This window comes from Paenibacillus thermoaerophilus (genome assembly GCF_005938195.1).
Taxonomy (GTDB): Bacteria; Bacillota; Bacilli; order Paenibacillales; family Reconciliibacillaceae; genus Paenibacillus_W; species Paenibacillus_W thermoaerophilus.
Genome location: NZ_VCQZ01000010.1, coordinates 53,316 through 79,285 on the forward strand (window position 1 = coordinate 53,316; position 25,970 = coordinate 79,285).

Annotated in this window: 25 protein-coding genes; 4 read left to right on the forward strand and 21 right to left on the reverse strand. The window is 59.8% G+C overall.

Annotation, left to right across the window (positions count from 1 at the left end; translation table 11 throughout):
* Positions 1-561: 561 nt before the first annotated feature.
* On the forward strand, positions 562-927 hold the full coding sequence (locus FE781_RS08750) for a hypothetical protein (RefSeq protein WP_138789237.1): 366 nt from the start codon (positions 562-564) through the stop codon (positions 925-927).
* 247 nt (positions 928-1,174) lie between these two features.
* A complete protein-coding gene (locus FE781_RS08755; protein ID WP_138789238.1) occupies positions 1,175-2,233 on the forward strand; it encodes a CotH kinase family protein in 1,059 nt (352 codons plus the stop codon).
* Positions 2,234-2,317: 84 nt separating this feature from the next.
* On the opposite strand, the gene FE781_RS08760 is transcribed toward FE781_RS08755, so the two are convergent.
* From FE781_RS08760 to FE781_RS08770, 3 genes are all read right to left on the reverse strand, one after another.
* Positions 2,318-3,154, reverse strand: coding sequence for a glycine betaine ABC transporter substrate-binding protein (locus tag FE781_RS08760; protein ID WP_281281886.1), 837 nt, complete (start codon positions 3,152-3,154; stop codon positions 2,318-2,320).
* Between the two features lie 86 nt (positions 3,155-3,240).
* Positions 3,241-4,077, reverse strand: coding sequence for an ABC transporter permease (locus FE781_RS08765; protein ID WP_138789240.1), 837 nt, complete (start codon positions 4,075-4,077; stop codon positions 3,241-3,243).
* The gene (locus FE781_RS08770) at positions 4,067-5,272 is read right to left on the reverse strand and encodes a quaternary amine ABC transporter ATP-binding protein (RefSeq protein WP_138789241.1); all 1,206 of its coding nucleotides are present in this window, start codon (positions 5,270-5,272) and stop codon (positions 4,067-4,069) included. The genes FE781_RS08765 and FE781_RS08770 overlap by 11 nt, the downstream gene beginning before the upstream one ends.
* A gap of 254 nt (positions 5,273-5,526) precedes the next feature.
* Between FE781_RS08770 and FE781_RS08775 the strand changes: the two genes are divergently transcribed.
* The gene (locus FE781_RS08775; RefSeq protein ID WP_138789242.1) at positions 5,527-6,078 is read left to right on the forward strand and encodes a GbsR/MarR family transcriptional regulator; all 552 of its coding nucleotides are present in this window, start codon (positions 5,527-5,529) and stop codon (positions 6,076-6,078) included.
* Positions 6,079-6,151: 73 nt separating this feature from the next.
* On the opposite strand, the gene FE781_RS08780 is transcribed toward FE781_RS08775, so the two are convergent.
* The 5 genes from FE781_RS08780 to galU are packed head-to-tail and all read right to left on the reverse strand — an operon-like array spanning position 6,152 to position 12,218.
* A complete protein-coding gene (locus FE781_RS08780; protein ID WP_138789243.1) occupies positions 6,152-7,276 on the reverse strand; it encodes a glycosyltransferase in 1,125 nt (374 codons plus the stop codon).
* A gap of 39 nt (positions 7,277-7,315) precedes the next feature.
* Positions 7,316-8,809 (reverse strand): hypothetical protein, encoded by a 1,494-nt coding sequence (locus FE781_RS08785; RefSeq protein ID WP_138789244.1) that lies wholly within the window; start codon positions 8,807-8,809, stop codon positions 7,316-7,318.
* A gap of 18 nt (positions 8,810-8,827) precedes the next feature.
* On the reverse strand, positions 8,828-10,285 hold the full coding sequence (locus FE781_RS08790; protein WP_246068115.1) for a UDP-glucose dehydrogenase family protein: 1,458 nt from the start codon (positions 10,283-10,285) through the stop codon (positions 8,828-8,830).
* Between the two features lie 35 nt (positions 10,286-10,320).
* Complete coding sequence (locus FE781_RS08795; protein WP_138789245.1) at positions 10,321-11,301, reverse strand: NAD-dependent epimerase/dehydratase family protein; 981 nt, start codon at positions 11,299-11,301, stop codon at positions 10,321-10,323.
* 20 nt (positions 11,302-11,321) lie between these two features.
* Positions 11,322-12,218: a UTP--glucose-1-phosphate uridylyltransferase GalU gene (galU, locus tag FE781_RS08800; RefSeq protein ID WP_138789246.1), complete on the reverse strand. Its 897-nt coding sequence runs from the start codon at positions 12,216-12,218 to the stop codon at positions 11,322-11,324.
* Between the two features lie 214 nt (positions 12,219-12,432).
* Here galU and FE781_RS08805 point away from each other — a divergent pair, with 214 nt between their 5' ends.
* Positions 12,433-12,804, forward strand: a complete 372-nt coding sequence (locus tag FE781_RS08805) for a helix-turn-helix domain-containing protein (RefSeq protein WP_138789247.1) — start codon at positions 12,433-12,435, stop codon at positions 12,802-12,804.
* Here the strand turns inward: FE781_RS08805 and FE781_RS08810 are convergent.
* The 13 genes from FE781_RS08810 to FE781_RS08870 form a co-directional block, all read right to left on the reverse strand.
* Complete coding sequence (locus tag FE781_RS08810) at positions 12,764-13,087, reverse strand: hypothetical protein (protein WP_138789248.1); 324 nt, start codon at positions 13,085-13,087, stop codon at positions 12,764-12,766. The two genes, FE781_RS08805 and FE781_RS08810, sit on opposite strands and share 41 nt — an antisense overlap.
* The gene (locus tag FE781_RS08815; protein ID WP_138789249.1) at positions 13,084-14,004 is read right to left on the reverse strand and encodes a hypothetical protein; all 921 of its coding nucleotides are present in this window, start codon (positions 14,002-14,004) and stop codon (positions 13,084-13,086) included. Before FE781_RS08815 ends, FE781_RS08810 begins: the two co-directional genes overlap by 4 nt.
* Positions 14,005-14,149: 145 nt before the next feature.
* Positions 14,150-14,479 (reverse strand): helix-turn-helix domain-containing protein, encoded by a 330-nt coding sequence (locus tag FE781_RS08820; RefSeq protein ID WP_138789250.1) that lies wholly within the window; start codon positions 14,477-14,479, stop codon positions 14,150-14,152.
* Positions 14,480-14,506: 27 nt separating this feature from the next.
* A complete protein-coding gene (locus tag FE781_RS08825) occupies positions 14,507-15,163 on the reverse strand; it encodes a sugar transferase (protein ID WP_138789251.1) in 657 nt (218 codons plus the stop codon).
* A 294-nt stretch (positions 15,164-15,457) separates the two neighbouring features.
* Positions 15,458-16,423: a polysaccharide pyruvyl transferase family protein gene (locus tag FE781_RS08830; protein WP_138789252.1), complete on the reverse strand. Its 966-nt coding sequence runs from the start codon at positions 16,421-16,423 to the stop codon at positions 15,458-15,460.
* Positions 16,423-17,775, reverse strand: a complete 1,353-nt coding sequence (locus FE781_RS08835) for a lipopolysaccharide biosynthesis protein (RefSeq protein ID WP_138789253.1) — start codon at positions 17,773-17,775, stop codon at positions 16,423-16,425. The genes FE781_RS08830 and FE781_RS08835 overlap by 1 nt, the downstream gene beginning before the upstream one ends.
* The gene (locus FE781_RS08840) at positions 17,772-18,668 is read right to left on the reverse strand and encodes a glycosyltransferase (protein ID WP_170209477.1); all 897 of its coding nucleotides are present in this window, start codon (positions 18,666-18,668) and stop codon (positions 17,772-17,774) included. Before FE781_RS08840 ends, FE781_RS08835 begins: the two co-directional genes overlap by 4 nt.
* Positions 18,665-19,939, reverse strand: coding sequence for a glycosyltransferase family 4 protein (locus FE781_RS08845; protein WP_138789255.1), 1,275 nt, complete (start codon positions 19,937-19,939; stop codon positions 18,665-18,667). The genes FE781_RS08840 and FE781_RS08845 overlap by 4 nt, the downstream gene beginning before the upstream one ends.
* A 24-nt stretch (positions 19,940-19,963) precedes the next feature.
* Positions 19,964-21,340, reverse strand: coding sequence for a sugar phosphate nucleotidyltransferase (locus FE781_RS08850; RefSeq protein WP_138789256.1), 1,377 nt, complete (start codon positions 21,338-21,340; stop codon positions 19,964-19,966).
* Positions 21,337-22,536: a glycosyltransferase family 4 protein gene (locus FE781_RS08855; RefSeq protein ID WP_138789257.1), complete on the reverse strand. Its 1,200-nt coding sequence runs from the start codon at positions 22,534-22,536 to the stop codon at positions 21,337-21,339. The genes FE781_RS08850 and FE781_RS08855 overlap by 4 nt, the downstream gene beginning before the upstream one ends.
* A gap of 11 nt (positions 22,537-22,547) precedes the next feature.
* Positions 22,548-23,417, reverse strand: a complete 870-nt coding sequence (locus FE781_RS08860; RefSeq protein WP_246068116.1) for a glycosyltransferase family 2 protein — start codon at positions 23,415-23,417, stop codon at positions 22,548-22,550.
* Complete coding sequence (locus FE781_RS08865) at positions 23,401-24,837, reverse strand: O-antigen ligase family protein (protein WP_138789258.1); 1,437 nt, start codon at positions 24,835-24,837, stop codon at positions 23,401-23,403. The genes FE781_RS08860 and FE781_RS08865 overlap by 17 nt, the downstream gene beginning before the upstream one ends.
* Positions 24,834-25,946: a glycosyltransferase gene (locus FE781_RS08870; protein ID WP_138789259.1), complete on the reverse strand. Its 1,113-nt coding sequence runs from the start codon at positions 25,944-25,946 to the stop codon at positions 24,834-24,836. The genes FE781_RS08865 and FE781_RS08870 overlap by 4 nt, the downstream gene beginning before the upstream one ends.
* Positions 25,947-25,970 lie beyond the last annotated feature (24 nt).

Here is a 25,970-nt window from a genome sequence, read left to right on the forward strand (position 1 = left end):
TGCCGTCGTCCGGAATATTCGCCGCCAAACGACTTACAAACAAATCGGAGTTTCCCGGACAGAGTGTCACCCCCTCTCATTTGCCTCTCCTATTCATTTGTAGTTTATATATATGAGCCAGTCCTTCCGGCGTACTGGTTGACCATCCCGTACAGGCAAAACTTCCACGGACGACTAGCGGCGACGTTCGCTTGACGTCCTGTCCTTTCTATTGATCTCGCGCGGGATGCCGCATGCGGAATGAGGAGAAAGATCGGCCGCGAACATGAGGAAACCCGGATTCAGAGGCTCCAGAGGTTCCAAAAGATCCGGCCCGAACCGCCGCTTGCCGGTTGACGGGAAAACGGCTTCGCCGTCCTCGAATCGAGGATCGCGGAGCCGTTTTTGTCGCCAATGCCGCGCCCGAGGGGACGACGCCAACCGGATCGCGGCCAGCCCGGACATCCGTGCCCATTCTTGCATTTTTTCCGCAATCACCTGTAAAGTCGGCCGCATCCGCCCTAGCAACACTACGAGATCGGCATACCTTATAGTATTCCAACAACAGGAGGTTGATAGATCATGGGTTACCACTACGAAAAGGACTGGTTCTACTGCTACAAGAAAGACGACAAGTCGAGAGGCGACAAAAAATCCCACGGCGACAAATCGCATCACGACAAGAAACGCGACTGTTCCTGCGGCGACAAGAAGTCGCACGGAGACAAGAAGTCTCACGGGGACAATAAATCCCGCGGGCACAAGGGTTACTTCTACGGGTATTGGGAATCGCAGGAGGACAAGAAATCGCATGGGGACAAAAAGTCGCATGGAGATTCCTGCGGACACAAGAAGTCGCACGGGGACAAAAATGAATGGTTCAAATGCTATAAAGTGAAGGACCACAAAAAAGACAGAAAAGACGACCACAAAAGATTCTGGTTCTAATCACGGCCAGAGGCCTGAAGGATACGCCCTATCCGGGCATACGCCGTGCCTCCGGACGAGGCGGGCGCATAACGTAAGCATAAAGAACAGCCTATCTTAATGGATAGGCTGTTTTTTACCGCAAAAGCAAGCTTGCGTTCGCTCCAGCCCTCAGCGAATATCCGCCTTGCGCGTGCGCCGGGCGCGTCCAGCGCACGCGCAAAGGTCATTTCCCGGATCATCCCACCAGAAAGGCGGTCATGAACCGATGGCACTGCCGGTGCTCCATGTGTCGATATCGGTGTCCGAGGAAATCAAAATGCAGCATAATATGTGGACCCGGTCGTTTTCCCGAGCGCGTCTGCGACGGGGGTCCGTCCAAACGCCGATCCGGATTCGATACCGCGGCGGACATACCCGCAATTACCCGAAAAAATCGTACGAGATGATCATCCGCGGCCGAACCGCTCATTTTAACGCCGAGTACGACGATCCCTCGCTGATTCGCAACGCCTTGTCTTTTAAATTTTTGGAAAAAATCGGACTGCCCAGCCCGAAAACCAGACACTACCGTATCATATGGAACGGAGCCGACAAGGGCGTGTACTTGCGCCTGGAGGCGGTAAAACGCAGATTTTTCCGCATTCGGGGCATCTCTTGCAAATCGCTGATGTACGCCAGCAACGACAGCGCCAACTTCTCGTTGATCTGTCCGGATACCGGCGAACGCAAGCGCTCGCTGTTCGAAGGATACACAAGGGTAATCGGAACCGCCCGCGACGAGGAAAAGCTCAAATCGTTTATTTGGCATCTGAACACGCTGGAAGGAGCCGAGCTGTACCGCTATCTCAACCGCCGCCTCGATATCGGCAATTATCTCAGATGGCTGGCGGGAGCCGTGCTGACCAACAACTACGACGGTTTCGACCAAAATTACGCCATATACGAGCACCGAAAGTCGGGCAAATACCGGATGATCCCCTGGGATTACGAAGGCACCTGGGGCCGCAACTGTTACGGACGCCGCTGCTCCAGCGAGATGGTTCGGATCGAAGGCTACAACTCGCTTACCGAAAAATTGCTGCGATTCCCGGAGGTGCGGAGCCGCTATAAAAAATTGCTGCGGCGTCTGCTTGACCGCAAATTCACGGTCAATTATGTGATGCCGATCGTCAACAGCCTCTACCGGCGAATCTCGGACGATGTCGCGAAGGACTCGACCCGGCCGCACGACCTGTCGGATTTCCGCGCCGAGCCGGATGTGATCCGGACGTTTATCCGCGAGCGCCGGGCGTTCCTGCTGCGCGAGCTCGAACGCATGTCCTGAAGCCTGTTTCGTCTTGACCGATACGAAACAAAAGGACCTGACAGGACGATATCCCGCAGGCCCTTTTTGGCAAGACCGGAAACGTTATTGGTTCAGGTCTTCGATCGATTGAATATCCATATAAGCCGGAACGACCAGTCCGATTTTGGTTCCTTTCAGGTTCGGTCCGAGATCCTCGACCTGGTCTTTGTATTTGTTGTAATAATCCTGGTGCGTCGTCGGCAACCAGGCCGCCACGATCGCGTCCGCGTCTCCGCCGGCGACGCCCGCCCACATCGGACCGGCTTCAACCTGCAGAAGCTCGACCTTGTAGCCCAATTCCTGCTCCAGCACGGTTTTGACCACGTTCGTGCTGGCGATCTCCGAATCCCAGGCGACATACGCAAGCTTCAGCTTGGTGCCGGAAGCTTTGTCGAGTCCTTCGACCCACGCCTTGACTTTGCTTTCGTTTTCCTTCACCCAATCGGCAGCGGCCTCTTCGGGCTTTTTGCCGTCGTTGACGGCCAGCATCACTTTGCCCATATCGTCCGCCGTCCATTCGAAACGATCCAGCATCGCATAAGCGGACGGATGATCGGTTTTCAGGTTTTTGCGGACGATCGTGTGGATCTGCTCGTCCCCGCCGTAGATGTTTTTCGGATCGTCGAGGTATTTCAGATCGTACTTGCTGAATTTCCAGTGCGGCGTCCACCCGGTGACGACAATCGGTTTTTTGTCCTTGTAGGCTTTGTCCAAGGCGGCCGTCATGGCCGCGCCCGATCCCTCGACCAGCTTGAAGTCGCTCAGGCCGTACGCTTCGATCGCCTCGGCCGTCGCCTTCATAATGCCGGCGCCCGGGTCGATGCCGATAATCTCGTAATTCAATTCCTTCCCGATCGAGGCGTCCTTCTGATCGCCATCGGACGAGCATCCCGCCAGCATCAGCGCGCCTGCCAGCCCGATGCCGAGCAGTCCCTTGACCCACCGGTTTCGTCCGGCGTTCCATTTAGTTGTTGCCCTATTCAGAATCATCCTCTCCTTTTGTTTGATTGAATGACGCGTTGGGTCAGCCGATCCAGCAGGATGGCCAGAATGACGATCGCCAGTCCCGCTTCGAAGCCTTTCCCCGTCTTAATCTGGGTAACGGCCCGGTACACTTCCGCTCCGATGCCCTGGGCCCCGATCATGGAGGCGATGACGACCATCGACAGCGCCAGCATGATCGTCTGGTTGATGCCCGCCATGATGGACGGCACGGCCAGCGGAAGCTGCACCTTCCACAGCTTCTGGCCCGGCGTCGATCCGAACGCGTCGGCCGCCTCCGTCAGCTCGGGCGACACTTGACGAATGCCCAGACTCGTCATGCGGATCGTCGGCGGCATGGCGAAGATGACGGAGGCGATTACGCCCGGCACCACGCCGAGGCCGAAAAACGTAACCGCCGGGATCAGATAGACGAAGGCAGGCATCGTCTGCATAAAATCAAGCACAGGCGTGATGACGTTCCTCGCGGAGTCGCTGCGGCCGATCCAGATTCCCGCCGGTATCCCGATGGCGACGGAAAGCAGCGCCGATGCCAAGACCAACGCCAACGTGTCCATCGTCGCGGCCCAGTACCCCAAGTTTTCGATCAGCGCCAGGCCGATCAGCGTGAATAAGGCCAAACGCCACCGTCCAAGCTTGTAGCTCAAGGCGGCGAACAGCAAAATCAGCACGATCGGAGGCAGCGCGTGAAAAATCGCGGAAAAACCTCCGACGATCGCTTTGATGAAGACGGACAACCCGTCAAACAGGAACGACAGCCGGCTCTCCGCCGCATCGACGATACGTTCGATCCAACGGTCGATCGGTATTTTAGGCCCCATCAACGATCCCTCCGTTCCTCTGGACATGGCCGGCCAGCGCTCCCAATACGGCTCCGCGGACGATCACGCCCATCAATCTGTTGTTGTCGTCGACAACGGCAACGGGATATCTTGAGGTGCCGCAAATTTCAAACAGCTCGCAAAGCAGCCGGTCGGGCTTGACGGAAGGCGCGTCTCTGACGACGATCTCGTCCAGCGACAGCCCTTCTTTGACGGCGCGGGACGCGTCGTCCGCCGTAATCACGCCGATGAGGCGCTTGCTGCGGTCGACCACGAACAGGTTCGACAAACCGCTGTCCCTCATGAGCTGAAGAGCGACGCGCGGGCCGCGGTCGTGACCGACGGTCTCGGGCCGCCGCATCACATGGGCCGCGGTCAGCACCTTGGACAGGTCGACGTCTTCCACGAACCGCTCGACGTAGGCGTTGGCCGGGTGGATCATAATCTCCTCCGGCGTTCCGATCTGGACGATCGAGCCGTCCTTCATCAGGGCGATCCGGTCTCCGATCCTCAGCGCCTCGTCAAGATCGTGGGTGATGAAGACGATCGTTTTCTGCATCTTTTCCTGGAGATCGAGCAGTTCATCCTGCATATCCTTCCGGATAAGCGGGTCCAGCGCGCTGAACGCTTCGTCCATCAGCAGGATGTCGGGATCGTTGGCAAGCGCGCGGGCCAGGCCGACGCGTTGCTGCATGCCTCCGCTAAGCTGGTCGGGAAAACTGTCCGCCCACGCCTCCAGCCCGACGAGCTTCAAGGCTTCCAGCGCCTTCGCCCGGCGTTCCTTCTTCGGCACGCCTTGAATCTCGAGTCCGTATTCGACGTTTTCCGCGACGGACCGGTGAGGGAACAAGGCGAACTTCTGGAAGACCATGCCGATTTGCTCCCTGCGCACCTTGCGGAGCTCCTCCTCGCTCATGCCGACCAGATCTTTACCCTTGATCCGGACGGTTCCGGCAGTCGGCTCGATCAGCCGGTTCAGCATCCGGACGAGCGTGGATTTTCCGCTCCCCGACAGGCCCATGATCACGAAAATTTCGCCGGGTTCGATCGCAAAGTCCACGCGGTTGACGCCCACGGTATGCTTCGTCTCTTTGTAAATGCGTTCCTTGCTCCAACCCTCCGCGAGCAGGGCCAGGGCATGGTCGGGCGCAGGTCCGAAAATTTTCGTAAGTCCTTCCGCTTCGATAATTGCCATTCGAATCCCCCCTCGTGTATGGCTGGTCGAATGGTTTAAGTTTATCTGTAAATAATATTTAGTGTCAACCGTATATTAAGTTTGTATAGTTTGTACAGAAAAAACTTTACGAAGTTAATTCTGCGTCTAGCTCCCGCATACGGCCGCATGCTCCTCTATCGTATGCTTTACAACTTTCCCATTGTTGCATACAATTAGCCTTGGCTTTGAGTTTGAACCCCTGCCCGAAGCAGGGCGCAGGGAGGTGACGTACCGTGAATGAACCCGATTTGATCATACAGAAGGCGCAAAAACGCGTCATTGAATCAATCGGACGGAATATGGATCTCTACGGCATCAGCTTGTCCACGGGACTGCTCTACGGCTTGATGTTCTTCCAGAACAAACCGATGACGCTGGACGAGATGGGACAAGCGATGGAAATGAGCAAGACCAGCATGAGCACGGGCATCCGCACGCTGGTCGATTTGAAAATGGTCAATAAGGTTTGGGAGAAAGGCTCGCGGAAAGATCAATACGAGGTAGAAAACGATTGGCACCAGACCTTCACCGATTTCTTCGCCATCAAATGGCGCAAAGCGATCGAGATGAACCTTCAGGCGCTGCGGCGGTCGACCGCCGAGCTGGAGGAGCTGGCCTCGCGTTATCCGGAAGATGAAAGCTTGCAGGAGAAGATCGGGGTCAATCTGGGGAAAATGCGTCACGCCATCTCCTATTATTTATGGCTGGAACGGCTGATCGACACGTTCGAGTCCGGCGAGATTTACAAGCTGGTTCCCAAGGAGGAGCCGGTCCGAAGCCATTGATTGGCCATGGACAGAAGGCATGAACAAACGGCTTCCCCGTCCTCGTCCGAGGGCGAAGAAGCCGTTTCTTTTTTTATCCGATCGCTTTGGCGATTCCTTCGAGGAACGACTCCACCATCGACTCCACCGTATCCTTGGGGCCGATGCCGCAGATTCGGTTCACCGCAAGTTTATAGGCTTGCGTGTCCTGCAGCAACCGGATTACGGTGCCGGCGTATCCGTCGACATCTTCTCCGCCTTCGACGACGCACGAGCGCGTCTCGCTCCGGATATGCGGCTCGTTTCCGGTCAGCGCCGTCGTCACGACCGGCAGCCTGAACAAGATTCCGTCGTAAACGGTCAATCCAACCGCGCCGGGCAGAAGCAGCAGCTTGGACACGGCGAGATACGGCACTTTGTCCGATTCGAACCGGGGACCGGCATAATGAATCCAGTCGTGCTGCTCCGCCGCGCGCTTGATGCGGACGTCTTCCTCTCCGGCCCCGATAAAAACCATATGAAAACGGGGAACCGCGCGGCGGATCAGCCGGCATGCTTCCAACAAAAAAGGGATTCGCTTCTCCGCATCCATATGGCCGATAAACGCGCAGACCGCATCTTCTTCCGTCAGCCCCATCTCGTACCGCAGACGGGAGAGCAGCCGGTCGTCCAGTCTGGACCGGGTCTCGGACAGGCCCGCGATATCAATCGCCTCGGGCACGACGGCGATGCGCTCCGCCGGGTAGCCGAGCCGGCACAGCGACTGCGCGCGGTCCGGATTGCCGACGATCCAGCCCGCCGGATGAACTCCGCCGGTCAAGTACGACGCGCACCGCTCCAAGCCCAGGTCGCTCTTCGCCGCGCCGCAAGGTTCCCAATAAGCGACTTTGCGGCCGCCCCACTTCTGCTGAAGCAGAAGCAGATAATTGGCCAGCAGCCGGTAATCGTTCTGCACGACGATGAGTTCGGCATCCTTTAACGTCTCCCCCAGCGACTGCCAATACCACTCCGTTCCGAACAACCGGTAAACGCGATGCTCAACCAATCTCGCCCACGACAGCTCCGCGTAATCGTGCCTCCTTCGATCCCGGTCATCCGGCCGCGAGTAGATCAGGACAAGCTCCATGCCTTTATCCGCCATGGCCGCCTGGAGCAGCTCATAGAAGCGCCGGCGGTAGCGGGGCACGGTTCTGACTATCAGGGCTATTTTTTTCTTCACGCTGCCCCATATCCCCCTAATTCTGTTCAATCCCGGGCGTCAATCCCGGAGAAAGCCGAACGCCAGGCTCAGCTTACGGCCCGCTTTCAGGCCGCTCCGGATCAAATCGTAGCAGAGAACTTTCGCCTGATGCGAAACTTTCGGGTTCATCGGCGCTTCCAGCGAATCCGGCCACATCCGCCCGATCATGGCGCGCAGCAGCCGGCAATCCGGCTCCGTCCGGTGCTCCGGCGGAACGGCCAGCATCGTCTCCAGCAGCAGCCGGTTGTTGAACGGGGCGATCTCCTCGACCGCGATGTCCAGACGCGCCGTGCTAGAGGCCGCCCGCCTGATGCCGTCCATCTCCCAGTAAAACAGCAACTCAAGCGGGATGCCGCTCCGATCGGACGCTTCGCCCGCTCCCTGCGCCCATCTCCCGAAGGCTTCGAGAGCGCCGGGCACGGAGCCGAACCCGGAACGCTCCGCAAGCTGACCGATCGACAGCTCCGACCGGATCTTCAGGTACGGCTCCCTCACGAGTTTGCCGCCCGCTCCCGTGACGTTCAGCCGCCCTTGCGAGCTGCGGAAATGCCCGTATGCGACCGCTTCTTCGCGGTCGGACGCCCCCGGACCGTTGTTGCGGTTCCGGTAATAGACGTACGCCTCCTCGGGCTTCATCCCGCAGGCCAGCCGGTCCAGTCGGAACCCGAGCCGGGCGGCGAGCATGCGCGGGACGACGAGATCGGGATCGTTGTCGTCGAAATCCCGGCGGGCGGCGTAATAATATTTGACGTACCTCACCAAGGGGCGGCTGGCCGCCAGCAACAGACGGCTGGACCATCCCGACGTGACCGGAAGCATCAGCGGGCGGCGCGCGGCGGCGGCCAACAGCGTGCCTTGCAGCAGCATGGCGGCCTTCTCCGCGGCGGCTTCGGGCGGGAGCGGCTCCAGCGCGCATGCGGGCCAGTACCGCGCCGTCTCGCCGTTGCGGACGTTTAACGCATGATTCGGCAGCAGTTGCCTGACCTCCGGGTACTCCGTCTCGTCCCCCGGCCGTATTCCCCCGTTGCCGGCGAGGCCGGCGTTGCCTTGCTCCCGCGGATGCAGTCCCAGCACGGCTCCGAGCAGAAAGGGCGTGGAAGCGCACCAGACGATGCCGCTGCGCTTGGCGTAGCAGACCGATCTCATGCCGAACGGATCGTGCGCGAGACGGATCGCCCCCGCTTTTTTCCAGATGACGATCCATCTTCCCCCGTAAGGGCCCAGCGCCGCAAGCAGCCGCTCGAACGTCTCGGCTTCGGCCGCCAGCTTCTCCAGAATCGTCCGGCTGTCCGACAGATGGGAGGAAGGATCGCAGATGAACCCCAGCAGCGTCAACGAGACGCCGCCGCGCGCCGCCTGATGGACCTCGAGATCCGGATGAGAGGTGATGCGGAACGTCGCATCCACCGTCGTCCGGGTCCAGCCCGGAAGGGAGCAGAAGCGCGGACCCGCCAGAAACTGCCTGCGGTACAAGTACGGATCGGCATATGGGGTGATCGGTTCGCGGATCATCGGTTCGCCGCCTCCGTTCTATCCGATCAGCTCGCGGACGCGTTCCGGACTTCCGCTATCCGGATCCGGGATAACCGCGGCTTGGCCGGAGCCGGATGCGCGCTGGCTGTTCCCCAGGCCTTCGACCTGAATGCGGTACTGCCAGAGGCGTTCGCTGTCCAGCATATTGCGCGTATCGAGCACGTACAGCCGATTCATGCGGGCGGCCACCTCTTCCCAGCGAAGCTGCCCGTATTCGCGCCAATGGGTCAGCAAAATCACCGCGTCCGCCCGGTCCGCCGCCTCGTAGGCGGATTCGCAGTAACGGATCGGCAGATCCGGATTCATCTCCCGGAACATGGCCATACCCTGCGGATCGTGCACCTGAACGTAAGCCCCCAGATCGAGGAGCTCGCGAACGATATGGGCCGCCTGCGTCTGGCGGGCATCGTCCGTGTTGGGCTTGAACGTGACGCCCCATATGCCCACCGTGCGGCCGTTCATGCTTTTTAACTGCCGGCGCAGCTTCTGCACGACGTAATCGTGCATCTGCCGGTTGGATTGGACGGAAGATCTGACGACGCTCAGCTCGATGCCGTACTTCTCGCTGGTAGCCAGCAGCTCGGCCGTATCCTTCGGGAAGCAGCTTCCGCTCCAGCCGCTGGACACCTCCAGGAACTTGTCGCCGATCCGCGTATCCATGCCCATGCCGGCGGCGACGTCCTTGACGTTGGAACCGAGCGCTTCGCACAGGCGGGCGATTTCGTTGATATAGCTGATTTTGACGGCAAGGAACGCGTTCGCGGCGTACTTGATCATCTCGGAGCTGCTGCAATCCGTCTCGAAATACTTCGGCAGAGGCCTGGACGGATCGACCTCGAAGCGAAAATGCTTGGCGAACCGCTCGTAGCCGCTCCGCTGCATCCAGGGCGAATACAGCTCCCGCATGCGCTGCAGCCCGACCGGATGGCTCGATCCGATGACGATGCGGTCCGGGAAGAATACATCCTCCAGAGCGTATCCCTCCCGCAAAAACTCGGGATTGCTGACCACGGTAAAATGCCGCTCCGCCTTCAGCCCGGTCTCCCGCTCGATGACGGACGCGACCAGTCCGGCCGTCCCGACCGGCACCGTCGACTTGTTGACGATCACGGTGAACCGGTCCGGGTCGAGATGGCGCCCGATGCCGGCCGCCGCTTCCCGGATATGGACGAGATCGGCCGTGCCGTCCTTCTTGGACGGCGTGCCTACCGCGATAAAGACGACGTCGGCTGTCCGAACCGGCTCATAAGACGTGTCGGCGAACAGCGTTTTGCCGATCAAGGCCTGAATCAGCGATTCCAATCCCGGCTCGTAGATCGGGCTCTTCCCTTGCCGCAGCAAGGCCACTTTGCGCTCGTCGACATCGACGACCGTCGTCGGATGACCGACCGCCGCAAGCGCCGCTCCCGTCACGCTGCCTACATACCCCGATCCGATGCATACTACGTTCAACATGCGTTTCATCCTCTCTCTGGCCTATTGGCAAACGTTCACCGCAAACTGGAAGGAGTTGCCACTTTCGCGGCGAATTCGGCCCGATAGACGTCTATCGTTCTCCGGAGCCCTTCGTCCAGTTCGATCTCCGGCTTCCATCCAAGCAAGCGGTTCGCCTTGTCGATCACCGGCCTTCTCAGCTTCGGATCGTCCTTCGGCAGCGGGTGAAACGTAATCCGGCTGGGCGAATCAGCCAGCTTTTTGACCAATTGGGCGACCTCCAGGATCGAATACTCCTTCGGGTTGCCGATGTTGATAATCTCCCCATTCGTCTCCTTCGACTTCATCATCAGGCGCAGCCCTCGGATATTGTCGTCCACGTAGCAGAAGGACCGCGTCTGGGACCCGTCGCCGTACACCGTGATATCCTCCCCGCCGATCGCCTGCGTCACAAAATTCGAAATGACCCGGCCGTCGTCGTTGCGCAGCCCGGCGGAATACGTATTGAAAATCCGGGCGACCCGGACGTCGACGTGAAACCGGTGATGGTATTCGTAGCAGATCACTTCGCCCATCCGCTTCGCCTCGTCGTAGCAGGCGCGCGGCCCCCAAGTGTTGACGTTGCCGCAATATTCCTCCGGCTGCGGATGCCTCTCCGGATCGCCGTACGCTTCGCTGGTGCTCGCATAGAGCAGTTTGGCCCGGTTGCGCAGCGCAAGCTCCAGCATATTGCGTGTGCCGTCCGTGTTGGCCCGAATCGTATCGAACGGGAAAGCCTGATAGTACTTGGGTGAAGCAGGCGACGCCAAATGATAGATTTCGCGGACATCGTACAGCAGGTCGAACTCCAGCACCCGCCGGTCGGAGACGTCGAACTGCATGAAATGAAACGTCTCGAAGTCCATCAGCTTGCGGACATTGCGGATTTGTCCCGTGGACAAATTGTCGATCCCGATGACCGTCTCGCCGTCCTTCAGCAGCGCGCTTGCCAGATGCACGCCCAAAAATCCCGCCACTCCCGTAATCAATACGCTCATGCTCCCATACCCTCCTGAACTTATCCCCGAACTGTCATGCGTTCGAATAACGGCGACTCTTGCAGATCGCGCAAGTACGAATGGAACCCGCCGCGTATCTCTTCTCTGCGCAGCGCGAACTCGACGGTCGCCTTCAAAAATCCGAGCTTGCTGCCGACGTCGTAAAGCGTCCCCTCGTACCGGTAACCGTACACCGCCTGGCGCCGCGCCAGCTCCCGCAGCGCGTCCGTCAATTGAATCTCGCCTCCGATTCCCGGCTCAAGCGTCTCCAGAATGTCCAGAATCTCCGGCTCCAGAATGTACCGGCCGACAATCGCCAGATTCGACGGCGGGTTGTGCTTGGGCTTTTCGACCAGCGATTCGATCAGAGAGAGACGGTCCGTGATCGGATCGGAGCGGATCACCCCGTATTGATGCACGTCCTCCCACGGAACCTGTTCGACCGAGATCAAGCTGGATTGGCGCTCGCCGTAGACGTCCATCATCTGCTTCAGACAGGGCACCGGACTGTCGATAATCATGTCGCCGAGCAGCACGGCAAACGGCTCGCTGCCGATAAACTTGCGGGCGCACCAGACGGCATGCCCGAGCCCGAGCGCTTCCTTCTGGCGAATATAATGAATCTCGACCATCCGGGTGATGTCCTCGACCATTTCATAGAGATCCATCTTCTGCTTCTCCAGCAGGTTGCACTCGAGTTCGAAGTTTTTGTCGAAATGGTCCTCGATCGCCCCCTTGCTGCGGCCGGTGACGATGATGATGTCTTCGATTCCCGACTGCACGGCCTCCTCAACGATATATTGAATGGTCGGCTTGTCGACGATCGGCAGCATTTCCTTGGGCATCGCTTTTGTGGCCGGCAAGAAACGGGTCCCTAATCCCGCAGCGGGAATAACGGCTTTTCGTACAGTTTTCATCGCTTCCGCTCCTCATTCTCGTATTCGCCATTTTTTTTGAGTCTTGTATACAAAACGTATCAATCTTGGGCATACTATTATAGGGATACGAAACGTATCTGTCCGGACAAAAATAGTCCTTTAGCCATCCCGTTTTTCGTGCCACGACGATATTTATATCCCCTTTTGGTTTGTGTTACAATTTAATGCAAGACGACAGGAGGACACTCGCGATATGATACACGGGAACCGGATTGCATTTCTTCGTGAGCAGAGAAAAATGACTCAGGAGGAGCTGTCGCAGAAGGTCGGCATTACCCGGGCCGCTTTGTCCCATTACGAGAACAACCGGCGTGAGCCCGATTACGAGACGCTTGAAGCGATCGCCAACTTCTTCCAGGTTTCGGCCGATTACCTGATGGGCAGAACCAACAATCCTTCGCAGCATCTGGATCACCCTACCCGGCAGTTCGTCGATAGCTTGGAGTTATCCGACAACGAGATTCTGGAGAAATTCAACTTGACCATTGACGGAAAAAGACTGACGCCGGAAGAAGCGCGCCGATTCATAGCGTTTGTTCGGGCGGAACGCTCATTGAAGGAATAATGCTCCTCGTCTGAAAAGGAACTTTCATTAATATGCCGATCTGCATGAATTCGCGAATGGCGGAAGCCACCATCGCCTCGGCGCAGTCCGCCTGCAGACGGTGATCCTTGCCGATTTGTCTGACCATCTCCTGATGGTCTTTTCTTCGTCGGATCAGCCTCCAGACCAACCCGGGCATCCCCTGCAGCATCACGACGATCTTCAAGCGGTGATGCCATATGATCCAGCCTCCCTCCACTTCTACGTCCTCGGCGTCGGGATGCTTGCTGTAGACGGCGTTCATACGATTCGCTCCCCTGCGGCAACTTGTGTTTCGGCCGGGATCTGCAGAACCGCCACGTGATCCGTGAATTTCTTGCATAGCTGGAGCAGCTTGCGCACTTGCGTCGGACCCGTTCCCCAAAAATACAAATACCGGATCAAGTGGAACATGGCGTCGGCCTGATTCAAACGGCACGGTTCGTAATCGTCCTCCGAGATCAGGCACATCTGCTTGACCGGATAATCGCCGAGAGCCTGGACAGCCGGCTTCTCACGGCGAAACGGCGAATGGTGCGACCGGACTTCCCGGTCCGTAATTTGCAGAATCGTCACTTCGTCCGACAGCAGTTGATGCGGATACAGGCGCACGGGCACCGAAGCCTGGCGCGAGTCCGCCGGTCCCATAAGCACGTGGGCCGTCTCGTTCATCTCGAATGAGCACGCCTGGATCAGGAGGCCCCATTCCCGGTGAATGATAAACGAGCTGTACAGCGTCAAGATCGCGTGCTTTAAAGCAAATTCGTCGTAGGCATGCACCTCGACGCGGGAGAAGCTCTTGTCCGCCTTGATCAAATAATCCCCCCGGTCGAACCGGACCGACTTGCGGTCCGACGACACCTGCACCTCGTAGCCGGGAAACGGCTTGCCGTAATTTTCATAGACGACGACCTGCATATCGCATTGCCCGCGGCGGCGTCCTTCCGTCATCTCCGGACGGAACGCGTTGACCAGACATTGCAGGATTCGTTCGGAACGGCAGGCGAAACCGATGCGGTGCCCGCCCAACGAAGCTGTAAAATGGTACAAGCTTCTCTCTTCTCTAGGGACGATCGGCTTCTGTTCCAGGCAATCGCTCAGCCGGTCCATATCCAGTCCCAATTGAGCGGCCGCTTGCCGGACATCCAGCTCCAGCTTCGGCTTCAGCATTTTTCCACTCATCCGATCCACCCCGGTCTTTCCTAAAACTTTCCTAAAGATTTAGGACTATTATAGCAAATGCCGCATTTATTTTTTGTCATAATATGTGTTTGCATCTATTCTATTTTTGTCGAAATCCACAGCGAGGCCGCTAAGGTTCCATCCGTTACAGAAAACGGCAGGGGTTGACCGTATGTCGGAAAAACACGATCGGCATTCGTTCGGACTCGTGGACGGTCGGCGCCGGCGCTTCCTGTTCGAGCGATTCCGATTCCGGGAGGCGCTGCGGAGACGGGACATTCTCGTCCTCCAGCAAGTACCGGATGCTGACATCGAACAGCTCCGCCAGATGAAGCAGCACGCTTGAGCTGGGATGCCGGCGGTTGTTCTCGTAGTGGGACAAAGCCGCCCTTGAAATCTTTAATTTCTTCGCCAAATCTTGTTGGGTCATGTTATGCCGTTCGCGCAACAACAAGATTTTGGAGCCGCATGCCACGCGGCATCCCCCCCTCTGTTAGGTCCTTCAACACGTGTTGCTTCGGAACAAAAGTTTGACGGTGCGCAATACGATTCTCAGATCGGTTAGGGCGGACATTTCCCGGATGTAGCGGAAATCGTGATGGAGGTTTTCATGAATCGGTTTTTTCCGGTCCTCGCTGATCTGCCAGTAGCCGGTCAGTCCGGGCTTGACCAGAAGGCGCTCCCGTTCGTAAGAGGTGTAGCAGGTTTCCACCGTCCATTTTTGCTCCGGCCGGGGACCGACAAAGCTCATCTCGCCCAGTAAAATATTGTACAGCTGCGGGAGTTCGTCGAGGCTGAATTTTCGGAGGAAGCGGCCGATCCGGGTGATGCGGGGATCGCTCGAAGAAGTGGGGGAAACAGCCTGCTCCGGGGTATGGACGTACATCGTCCGGAACTTGTAAATGGTAAATTCTTTGCCGTCCTTGCCGATGCGAAGCTGCTTGAACAGCGCCGGGCCGGCCGAATCCAGCCGGATCAGTACCGTCAGCAGCAGCAGGAGCGGGGACAGCGCCAGCAAAGCAATCGCGCTGACGGCCTTGTCGACGGCGGGTTTCATGCATAACGCGTAGAAACTGCGGTGTCTCGGCCTTCTCAAACCGATAGAAACGGAATGCAACTGCAACTCGATATCCGATGCGCCATGCCGCACTTGGTCCATGCTCCATTTCTCCTCCCCGTATTCGCTTGTTTCTCTGATCGGGTGCTATCCCATCTTTGTATACAAAATGTATCATAATCTCTAAAAAAAAGAACAACTCCCTGACCGAATTGCAAATTTTGTCCATATTTATCCAACAAACCCGTTGTACTTCTTTTAATTTACGATACATTTAGTATCATGTCAAGGAGGATTTGCTTGTATTCGGACGCGATTTCGACGGGTTGTCCGGCCGCCGGAAGCTTAAACAAACCGCTTTTCATGAAAAGGCTTTCCGTGTTTTCATACGTATTCTCAGAAACTTTCAAGCCGGGCGTTCGGACAAACGTGCGTCCACGTCCGGTAATAATTCGAGTTTTTTCCGTACGAATTGTCAAACAGCACGTTTTCCTTGTCCATCAGGCAGCACAGGATATGTCCGTGCAGTCTGGAAGTCGCGACCTTCCGGTAGGAGCTGAACAGCCGGATCGCCTTGCCTGTAAGCCGATCGACCTGGCCGTACCAGATTTTCTGCAGGGGCAGCCGTCCCGCTCGAAGCCTCGACCGCATGGCCCGCCCCATCCAGTAAATGATCCGCTTGTCGGACCGGCTCAACATCGTATCCCAGTCGAACGCTTCCCCGGTCAGACCGGCGATCGCCCGCAATTGCGCTTCGTTTGTCTCCCGATCGGTTCGCAGAAAGCGCATCCACTCCTTGTCGGGCGCCCGCTCCGGCGCGATCGGGTACAACTGGTGCGCCATATCCGGCGACAGATAGAGATTGCAGGTGAATTTGCCTTTCGCCCGCTCAAACCCTTCCCGGTCGCGGATAAACAAATGCAGGTCGCGGTGCCGGTTGAACAGCTCGGCCGTCCTGTCGTAAGCGTGCTCGTCGTTAAAATGAATCGTCTGCGGCAGGATCACGATCCGGTGGCCGGGATACCGCTCCACGATCGACTCCCGCAGTTTCTGGTGGCGGGGGTACAAATCGCCGAAGTTGCCGCCGCCTTGCAGCACGATGATGCAGGAATCCGGGACGCGAATCCCCGGCTCGAAATCGTCCGCGCTGTAGCGGGCCCGAACGCGGATGCCGTTATCTCCGAAGAAACGCTCCGCTCCCTTGAGAATCAGCATGTCGCCCACATTGCCGTAGACGGGGTAGTCGATATAATACATGTCGCTTCCCGCCGGAATCGCCTTGAGAATTTGCCGAAGCGACTTTTTCAGCCCCAGCATCGGATGGACCGCCGCCGCGGGGGCCGCATCGATGGTGTTCCGCATTACAGACCGGCTCCTTTCTTTTTGTATGCGAGCCGCCTCCACAGCCGGACCGCATGGACGGCGTCCTCGCGGTTATAGAGAACGCGGCGCAGAGGCACGCCGAAACAGATCGGGAAGGCGGCAAGCGATAGCAGCAGCCGAAGCGCAGCTCCCGCCAGCAAGGCGAGGGCCAGCCCTTCCAGTCCCCACAGCGGAATCAACGCGAACATCAATCCGATCGTGGCAACCATGGCGATCGACTGTCGGGATATCACCAGCCCGGGACGCCCCAGCGCGTTAAACGAGGAGGCCAGCACCCAGGACGATCCGCCGACGACGCATTCCGCCGAGAGCAGATAAAAGGTAACGTCTGCTTCGAGAAAAGCTTGGCCGAACAGCAGCCCCAGCAGAAACCGGCCGACGATCACGCCCGGAAGCAGCGCCGCCGTCATGACGGCCAGCGAGATTCGGAACACGCGGGTAACGGATTCGACAATCTTGTCCGCCTCCATCCCCGCCGCCTTGGGGAAGATGACGTTCGCCACCGCGTTCTGCACAACGTTGAAGACGCGCGACAGCGAGTATACGACCGTATACAACCCGAAGTCCCTCGGGGCCAGCAGCGCGACGATCATCAATTTGTCGATCTGGGAGGAAAGCGTGCCCAGCAGCTCGATTCCGTACACGCGCAGCCCGTATCCGAAAAACGGCCGCAGCGGCATGCCCGCAGACGCCGTCGCCGAGAAATACTCCTTGAGCTTGACCGCGCCCCAGCCGCATGCAAGCGCCCCCGTCAAGCCGTATGCCGCGGTCGTGCCGGCAAGCGTAAGCGGGCCGAACGGAAGCTGAACGGCAAGTCCAATCAGATTCAGCGCCGGAATAAGCAGCCGGAGCCGGTTGTAAATCTCGAAGCGCTCTACGCTCTGCGCCAGCGCCAACAGCATCCCCGTCCCCAGCGTCAGCAGGATGGAGAACAGCGTGTACCACTGCGCCATGCGGATGACAAGCTCCCGGTATTCGCTCAGCCCATACGGCATGCCGAACCATGCGGCAAGGCCCGCCAGCAGGCTGGCGGCGAGCTGCACCGCCAACGCCACCCTCAGAAGCCCCGCGATGCCCGGCCTGTCCATATGCCGGCGCTTGACGTGGTAGATAAAGGAGGTCGGAATGCCGAATCCGATCAGTCCGGCGATCAGCGTCGGCCACATCAGCACGGCGGCCAGTTCCCCTTTGCCCACGACTCCCAGCAGCCGGGCCGTCAGCAGCGAGGTGAGCGTCGTGACGAGCAGGATAGTGAAATTGGCCGCGCCGGTGCGCGCGATCGTCCCCGCCAGGCTCTTGCCGCCAAACGTCCGCCGGATAACCGCGATCATCGCTCCTCCTGCAATCGGCGGAAACCGTGCCGGACGACTCCGAGACGGTAGGCCAGTTTGGCCAGATGGGCCATGCGGCGCTTCGGACCGCCCCAGACGACCGGAATGGCGGCCAGATACATGCCGAACTTCACCTGCGAACGGAAGACGAACCGGCGTTTGTCGGCGGAATGGACCAGATCCGTGACGCCCTGCCAATACAGCCGCCGCAGGAACCACTTCCGGTTGATCCGTTCCGCGGCGATCTTGTGGCGGACGACCGCATGCGGGGTGTACAGCACCTTGTGCGTCCGCTTCAGCCGCCGGATCAGCTCGGATTCCTCGCCCGACAGCAGCTTGCCTCCCACGCGGCCGAGATCGGTCCGGAAGCCGCCATGCTTCCGCAACACATCGGTGCGAAACGCCATGTTCGCGCCGTACGGCACGGCCCCGGCGTTCATTTCCGTCACGCCGTCCGCATAGTCGAGGATGGTGTAATACGAGTAGTAATCTTCCGGCAGCCAATCGGGCGGCGAAGCCGTCTCCCAATCGGGGACGATTTTGCCGCCGGCGCAAGCGACGGACTCGTCTTCGAAGCAGGCGGCCAGCCCGGAGATCCAGTCAGGGCGGGCCACCGCATCGTCGTCGAGGAACAGCAGCAGCTCCCCGCGCGCTTCCGCGATCGCCCGGTTGCGGGCATGCGACAAGCCCGGCTCGGGCTCCATCGCGTAGCGGGCGTTGGGCGTCGCCGCGGCATACTCCCTGGCGATGTCCGCCGTCCGGTCCGAGGAATTGTTGTCGACGATCAAGATCTCGTAGTCGCCGGCCGGATAGTTCTGGAAGCGCACCGATTCCAGCGTCTCCGGCAAGTCGCGTTCACGGTTGCACGTGCATATCGCCACGGTTACTCTCACAATCCTTCACCCGCGTTCATCCGATTCGGCGCCGTCCGGACGCGCCCTTCTTCCGGACGGTGCGCGTTCAGCAGTCTCAGGACGCGCCCTTCGACCGCCTGCAGCTCATAGTTCTCCAGCAGCTTTTGTCTGGCTTGAAAGGCGACGGCCCCGGCCAGCCGCCGGTTCGACAGAAGCGTCGCGACGGCTTCCGCGAACGGCTCCGGCTCGTCGGCGACGAGCAGATGGCGTCCGGCTTCGTACTCCAATCCTTCCGCTCCCTTGGAGGTGGAGACGACCGGCACGCCAAGCGCCCACGCCTCCAAAATTTTCAGCCGCGTTCCGCCCCCTTCCAGCAGCGGCACGATCACCACATCGGACTGGCGGATGTAAGGCTGAATGTGCTTGACATAACCAGTGACGACGATGGTCTCGTCGTTCTCCGCCAGCCGGCGGACGGACGGATGGCAGTCTTTGCCGACGATATACCATTTGATGCCGGGCACTCTCCGCTTCAGCTCCGGGTAGATCCGCTCATGGAAGTGCAGCGCGCCGTTCACGTTTGGGAAATAATTCATATTGCCGGGCAAAATAATGCGCCGTTCCCCTGTCGGGAGCGTCACGGGCGGTTCTCCGGCATCCGCGTCGGCCTCATATTCGTCGTGGTCCAAAAAGTTGGGAATGAGCGATACCTTATGGCGCGGGGCCCGGGCTTCGGCGACGAACAGCTCGGCGTCGTCTTCCGAGGCGACCCAGAGCTGGTCGGTCGTCTTCGCGATCCGGCGCTCTTCCCGGGCGGTAAAGCGGTGATTCAGCCGGAAAAACAGCTTGCGGACGAGTCCCCTCTGTCCGTCGGCCAACTGCCGCGTGAGCTGCGTCTCGAAGTTATGGGCGTCCGTGACGATAAGCGCTTCGGGAAGCAGCTTGCGAATCAGCCGGAGGTGTGCTCCCAGCAGCGTGTGGGCAATCAGCACGCAGTCGTAGGAGGTCGATCGGCACAGTTCCCGGATATGCGGGGCGAAGTCCAAATCGGAATGGCTCATGTACGAATGGTTCATTCGTCTGTACAATGTACGGATCATAAGCCGGCGCCCCGATCTCGGGCGTCTCTCGACGTAGATGAACCGGCAATTCGGCAGGGGATTGCCCGTATCCGGTCCTCGTCCGCGATAAGTAAGCACATCCGTCCGGAAATGGGCCGTCACAATTTTCAGAAGGTTCCCCGTTCGCAGCTTTCCCCCGCTGTCCTGAGGGAACGGATTCTCCGCGGTTACGACCAGCATCGTTCTCATGGCGAGACCACCCTATCCATTTGTTTAGGTCCGGCACAATAACAAGATTTCTTCCCACTTCAGACACAGCCGGACAATGTCTTCCTCGACGAGTTCCGTTCCGGACTGCACCTCGATCATCTCGAGATCCTCTCCGGCCCTTACGCTGTGCCGCATGCCCGCCGGAATCGTCAGCACGTCGTTCGGCCCGATCGGCTTCAGCCGCCCGTCCAGAACGATTTCTCCGCGGCCGGCGAGGACGGTCCAAATCTCGTTTCTTTTTTCATGGTACTGGTAGCTCAAATTTTTGCCCGCGACGATCTGGATGCGCTTGGTCAGCACCTCCGTCCCGTCGGCGTATCGGACGTAATCGAGCACCCGGTACCGGCCCCATCGGCGCTCCTCGTACATCGGACGGTTTTCGAGCGGCTTGACGACGTCCTTGATTTTGAACGCGGCCGCTTTGTCGGCGACCAGAATGCCGTCCGGGCTGGCCGCCACGACGATATTCGGGGCGTCCAGCACCATGATCGGAATCGTCAGCTCGTTGATGAGATGGCTGCCGGTCGAGCCTTTGGTCAGGATTCCGGGACCGATCGGCTTCTCCTGCATTTGTTCCGTCAGCGTATTCCAGGTGCCGAGATCCTTCCACATTCCGTCGTAGGGCAACGCCGCGATCCGAAGGGCGCGTTCGACGACCTGGTAATCGAAGCTGATGGCGTTCAGTTTGCCGTACTGCCTCCGCATCTCCTCGTAATTCAACGGAAGTCCCATCTCGATCAGGAGCGTGATGAGGTAATTGAGCTTAAACGCGAACACGCCGCAGTTCCAGAGCGCTCCCCGCCCGATCAACTCCCGCGCCAGGTCCTCCTTCGGCTTCTCGAAAAACGAATCGACCCGCATCCAGTCGGCGCCGGCATCCGCGGACGACCGGCCGCGCGGCACGATATATCCGAACTTCTCGGAGGGGGACGTCGGCTTGATCCCGATCAGCGCGAGGTCGGCGGCCGACTCCTCCAGCACCCGCTCCAGTTGGGGGAGCGTGCGGAAGAAGCTGTCGTCCACGTACGGATCGACCGGCAGGACCACAATCGTCTCGTTCAGGGAGAGACTTTCGACGGCATAGAGATATACCGCCGCCAGCGCGATGGCCGGGAACGTATCGCGGCGCTCCGGCTCGACGATTACCGGGACTTCGCCGCCGAGCTGGCTCTGCAAAATTTCAAGCTGCGACCGTCCCGTCGCAATGTAGGTCGATTGTTCCAACCCGGCCCGGCGGATCTGGCGGAATACCCGCTGGACCATCGACTCAAGCCCGCCCTCTTCGTTCCGGAGCACCTTCAAAAACTGTTTGGAGCGTTGGTCGTTCGACAGCGGCCACAGCCTTTTGCCCGAACCGCCGGACAATAAAACGAGTTTCATTTGGCGATCAACTCCTCGACCGATCGGTTTTCGCTTTCGCATACCTCGTCGAACACCCGCTTCAGCCGATGGCCCACATGGCTCCAGGTGTACCGGGAGAGGACGTACGAGCGGCACTGCTCCGGCGTCGGCCACTGCTGCCGGTTGCTCAGCAAGTCGGCGAGCCCTTCGCCGATCGCCTCCGCCGTCTTGTCGGCGAACAGCATTCGGGGAGCGAACGGCTGCAGAATCTCGGCGCTTCCGCCCACCCGCGTAGCGGCCACGGGAGTGCCGCACGCCATCGCTTCCGCCGTGATCAGCCCGAAGCCCTCCAGATACTGGGTCGGCACGACGAACAAATCGGCCGCCTGATAATAGGAAGCGAGCTTTTCCTCCGGAATATAACCGAGCAGCCTGACGCTGCCGGACAATCCTCTGGAGTCGATCTCCCGCTGCAGGTCGTCGCGAAGCGGCCCCTTCCCGCCGATCAGGAGTTGGGCGTCCGGCACCCGCCGAACAACCGACTCCCACCCCTCGACAAGCTCCAGCAGCCCCATCCTGCGCATGAGCCGCCGGACGGTCAGCACGACCGGCCGGTCCGGATCGATTCCGAGCTGCCGGCGCACCTCCGGCCGGTTTTCGTGCGGCTTGTACCGGTCGATGTCCGTCGCTCCCGGCACGATGGTGATTTTACCGGCGGGCACCCCGTAGGATTCCTGCAAAATCCGGGAGAAGCTCCGGCTCAGCACAACGAACCGATCCGCCAGCCTGTAGGCCGACTTTTCCACCTGCTCGTAATAAAGCCGCAATAGGCGTTTCTTCCATCCGCCTCCTTCCACCCCGACTTCCTGGGCCAGAGGGCCGTGGAACGTCATGACGACCGGAATATTGCGCTTGCGGGCTTCCAAGGCCGGCCCCAGCGAGTAAGGGGAGAAATGCGCGTACAGCAGGTCCACGGGCCGGTCCGGATCGTCCATAAGCCGGGCTGCTTCCCGGCGAAACGCCCATTGGCGCTTGAACATGTGAGCGTCCGGCCGTTCCGCGCGATACAGCTCCACCCCTCCGGGAGGCTCGACTTCCCCTCGGCAGCAGATCAAACCGCGAATCTCGTAGGCGGCGGCCAGTTCCGTACAGACCGCCCGAAAGTATGTATTAAGCCCGCCGGGCTGCTGCGTCGGCCACCCCATGCCGACGGCCAAAATGCGAAGGTCCTTCATACGGCTCCCCCTTACATGGATACCGGCGTCGCGCGTTCCGGCGCGCCGGTATGTTGGGCGGGCGTCCGGCCGCCGGCGCTCAAGCGGCGTTTCTCATAATGCTTGATCTGGGCGAGATATTCGTAATACGACCAGAGCACCGCAATCGTCAGTCCCGCAAGACCTTTCCGGAACAATCCCTGGACGAAGTATTTCTGAACGAACCGCAGCGACGGCCTGGCCAGCAGCCGGTACAAGCGGAAGGGCTTGCCCGCGGCGAACGCTTTCTCCGCTTCCAGATTCGTATAACGGTTGAAGCGGATCACATGATCCTCGATGCTGCGGAACCCGTCGTGCCACAGGATGCCGGGCAGCGTTCCGACCGGCCTGCCGCCTACGTCCGGGGCTTCGTGAACGGGCGTATCGACGACGCTGATCCTGCGTCTGTCGTACAGCCGCACCAGATATTCGCCGCGATCCAGCCATTTCCCCATAAAATTGCCGATCCGGTACAGGCGGTAAGCGTCTTCCCTGGCGCCCGCGTCCAGCTTCCACAAATGAATCGACCGGATCAGCTCCTCGTCCGGGAACTCGTCCGTATCCAGCATCAAGATCCAGTCGTGGCGCGCCTTCCCGGCGGCAAAGTTGCGCTGCTTCGCATACCCGGGCCACGGATTATGATAGACGCTGCAGCCGCAGGCCGCTGCGATCTCGGCGGTACGGTCCGTGCTTCCCCCGTCCACCACCACGATCTCGTCTGCGAACGACCGGCAGGACTCGATCGCCTTCACGATCCGTTCCTGCTCGTTCTGCGCGATGATGGCGACGGACAGCTTCTTCCTCCCGCCCTCCTCCGAGCCGTCCGGCCGGGGCGAACCGGACCGGTCAACCATGACGTCCATGCGGTTCTCCTCCTCTTCTCCTTAACGACATGCCGACAAAAAACCAGATGAGAGCCCCCGGCGCTCCGCCGTAAGAGTAGGCGAACAGCAGATTGGCCAAAGAACCGAGCAGCACCGCTCCGCCCAACGTCTCGAACAAACCTGTGCCGCCGGACACCCTGACCCGCGCCCGGATGTCTCTGTACCAGAAGCCGATCGCAGCGAAAAACGCCGCGGCGCCGGGAACGCCGTACGTGACGAAAATATGGCCGATGCCGCTGTCGAACACGCCCACCGATTCGTCCAGGGCACCGCCTCCCTTCAGCTTGGTGGCCAGCCCCACTCCGCCGAATCCCTTTCCCGCCGGGTCCGAGAGGACCATGTTCACGACATGTCCGGTGAAGCTGACCCGTTCGTTATAGGAATGGTCGTTGGCCAAATCCCCGATCGTCTCGAACCGGCCGACGATCTGCCGCCCTCCCGGTATAACCGACAGCAGCCCGTATACGGCGGCGGCCGATACCAGCAGCACGAGAATGCCTCTCGCCCGGCCGGGTAGCTTGCCGCCCGCCAGAGCCGCAGCCAGCACGAATACCAGCACGAACCAGGCCGAACGAACCAGCGTGGCGGCCAGCCCCAAAGCGATAGCGGCCATGCCCGCCCACCCGATAAACCGCCGGACGGCCGGAAGCAGCGCGGCCGCAGCCAATGCGTATATCAGATAGAAGGCTGCGGGACCCGGGGAATTCAGCGTCGAGAATACCCGGATTTCCAGCGGCTCCGGCTTGCCGATCGACGTCATGCCGGCATGCTCCATCCAGAAAGCGTCCCAGGGAGGGACCAGAAAATATTGCAGAATGCCGTACAAGCCGACCCCCGCAGCCGTAAAGGCGTAGGCCTTCGTCCAGAATACGCTGTCGTCCGACCTGCGGAACACGGCATACGGAATCGCCAGCATCGGCACAACCGTATTCGCCGTGTCGTACAGACTCGCCGTGCCGTTCCGCGCGAATCCGATCGCGAGCGCGTACAGAAGCGCGCAGGCCATGGCGCACAGGCCGCGGATCATATCCGGCGTCAAGTCTCTGACTTTGCCAAGCGTCGGGATCAGCAGCATGCAGCCGACCGCAAGCGGCACAACCGTGAACAACGACATCGAGTGGTACGTATTCGTCAGCCAATCGTACAGCCTCCGCACCTCCGGCGCGACAGCCCACACCGCCAATCCGTAAGGCAGCAGCCAGCGGGAATCGGCAAGCGCAAGCAGCAGACCCGGGAGAAGCAGAAACCCGAGCAGCAGCAGTTCAATCACGTTGGCGGAAGGCGTAACCGCCACCGCAAAACCGGTGAAGACCGCGCCAGCCGCGCAAGCGGCGGCGGCCGAAGCGGGCGCGGCTGCGAGCCGCGAGGCGAGTCTGATTTTGAGCTTGGACGGACTCATACGCCGGCAGCCAGCTTCGCCCTGAACTCGTGATAGCCGCGTTCGAGGCTGGCGCGGAACTCGGCCTCGAACCGCCCGGTCGCGAACTTCTCCGCATGGGCACGGATCGCCCGCGGGTCCCATGCGCGGCCTTCCGCCTCCATCACCGCTTGGGCGAGATCGTCCGCTGTCTGGTGTTCGAAGTACAGTCCGCTGACGTGCGGATCGACCGTATCCAGCGCCCCTCCGGCCCGGTAAGCGATCACGGGTCTGCCCGCCGCATTCGCCTCCAGCGGCGTAATGCCGAAGTCTTCTTCGCCCGGAAAAACATACCCCCGGCACTCGGCCATCAGCTTGCCGACCTCCTTGTCCGCCAGACGGCCGAGGAACGATACGTTCGGGGCCGCCATGCTCTGCAGGCGCTCCCGGTCCGGTCCGTCCCCTACGATATACAGCGGCAGCCCCAGCTTCGAGAAGGTTTCGACCGCCAGATCGATCCGTTTGTAGGGAACGAGCCTCGAGACGACGAGGTAGTAATCCCCCGTGTTCGGGGAGAGCCGGAACCGGTCCACATCGACCGGCGGGAACAGCACTTCCGCCTCCCGGCCGTAGCAGTTGCGGATCCGCTGCTTCACGACCGTCGAATTGGCGACGAATTTGTCCACGCGGCCCGCCGTTTTGGCATCCCAATGGCGCAAATATTTGACGTACCCGCGGAGAGCCGTTTTGATCAAGGGGGAGTACGGCTCCCGCTCGATGTAGTTGTCGAAATCCCAGGCGAACCGCATGGGCGTATGGCAATAGCAGTAATGGAACGTTCCCGCGGGAACCCGGATGCCCTTCGCGAACATGAAGCTGGAAGAGATGACGATGTCGTATCCGGTCCAGTCCAATTGCGGGATCGCCATGGGATACAAGGGGAGCAGCCGTTTGAAATGGCGTTCGATGCCCGGTATGCGCTGCATCCAGGTCGTGCGGATATCGGCTCCCCTCAGCGATTCCATCATGTTGGCGTTGTTGCTTGCCGCCGTATAGACCGGCGCTTCCGGGAACATCCGGTGCAGCACGGACAATACGCGTTCCGCCCCGCCCATCTGCGTCAGCAGATCGTGAACGATTGCAATCCTCATGGCGGTCCCTCTCCTTCTCCTTAT

Bases quoted from the DNA above. Each gene is read 5' to 3' on its own strand.
- FE781_RS08850 (WP_138789256.1), bottom strand. From the start codon at position 21,340: ATGAAACTCGTTTTATTGTCCGGCGGTTCGGGCAAAAGGCTGTGGCCG.
- FE781_RS08865 (WP_138789258.1), bottom strand. From the start codon at position 24,837: ATGAGTCCGTCCAAGCTCAAAATCAGACTCGCCTCGCGGCTCGCAGCC.
- FE781_RS08830 (WP_138789252.1), bottom strand. From the start codon at position 16,423: ATGCGGAACACCATCGATGCGGCCCCCGCGGCGGCGGTCCATCCGATG.
- FE781_RS08770 (WP_138789241.1), bottom strand. From the start codon at position 5,272: ATGGCAATTATCGAAGCGGAAGGACTTACGAAAATTTTCGGACCTGCG.
- FE781_RS08805 (WP_138789247.1), top strand. From the start codon at position 12,433: ATGATACACGGGAACCGGATTGCATTTCTTCGTGAGCAGAGAAAAATG.
- galU (WP_138789246.1), bottom strand. From the start codon at position 12,218: ATGAAAACTGTACGAAAAGCCGTTATTCCCGCTGCGGGATTAGGGACC.
- FE781_RS08860 (WP_246068116.1), bottom strand. From the start codon at position 23,417: ATGGACGTCATGGTTGACCGGTCCGGTTCGCCCCGGCCGGACGGCTCG.
- FE781_RS08815 (WP_138789249.1), bottom strand. From the start codon at position 14,004: ATGAGTGGAAAAATGCTGAAGCCGAAGCTGGAGCTGGATGTCCGGCAA.
- FE781_RS08785 (WP_138789244.1), bottom strand. From the start codon at position 8,809: ATGATCCGCGAACCGATCACCCCATATGCCGATCCGTACTTGTACCGC.
- FE781_RS08810 (WP_138789248.1), bottom strand. From the start codon at position 13,087: ATGAACGCCGTCTACAGCAAGCATCCCGACGCCGAGGACGTAGAAGTG.
- FE781_RS08845 (WP_138789255.1), bottom strand. From the start codon at position 19,939: ATGAGAACGATGCTGGTCGTAACCGCGGAGAATCCGTTCCCTCAGGAC.
- FE781_RS08870 (WP_138789259.1), bottom strand. From the start codon at position 25,946: ATGAGGATTGCAATCGTTCACGATCTGCTGACGCAGATGGGCGGGGCG.
- FE781_RS08855 (WP_138789257.1), bottom strand. From the start codon at position 22,536: ATGAAGGACCTTCGCATTTTGGCCGTCGGCATGGGGTGGCCGACGCAG.
- FE781_RS08765 (WP_138789240.1), bottom strand. From the start codon at position 4,077: ATGGGGCCTAAAATACCGATCGACCGTTGGATCGAACGTATCGTCGAT.
- FE781_RS08790 (WP_246068115.1), bottom strand. From the start codon at position 10,285: ATGTTGAACGTAGTATGCATCGGATCGGGGTATGTAGGCAGCGTGACG.
- FE781_RS08825 (WP_138789251.1), bottom strand. From the start codon at position 15,163: ATGGACCAAGTGCGGCATGGCGCATCGGATATCGAGTTGCAGTTGCAT.
- FE781_RS08795 (WP_138789245.1), bottom strand. From the start codon at position 11,301: ATGAGCGTATTGATTACGGGAGTGGCGGGATTTTTGGGCGTGCATCTG.
- FE781_RS08835 (WP_138789253.1), bottom strand. From the start codon at position 17,775: ATGATCGCGGTTATCCGGCGGACGTTTGGCGGCAAGAGCCTGGCGGGG.
- FE781_RS08755 (WP_138789238.1), top strand. From the start codon at position 1,175: ATGGCACTGCCGGTGCTCCATGTGTCGATATCGGTGTCCGAGGAAATC.
- FE781_RS08760 (WP_281281886.1), bottom strand. From the start codon at position 3,154: ATGCTGGCGGGATGCTCGTCCGATGGCGATCAGAAGGACGCCTCGATC.
- FE781_RS08750 (WP_138789237.1), top strand. From the start codon at position 562: ATGGGTTACCACTACGAAAAGGACTGGTTCTACTGCTACAAGAAAGAC.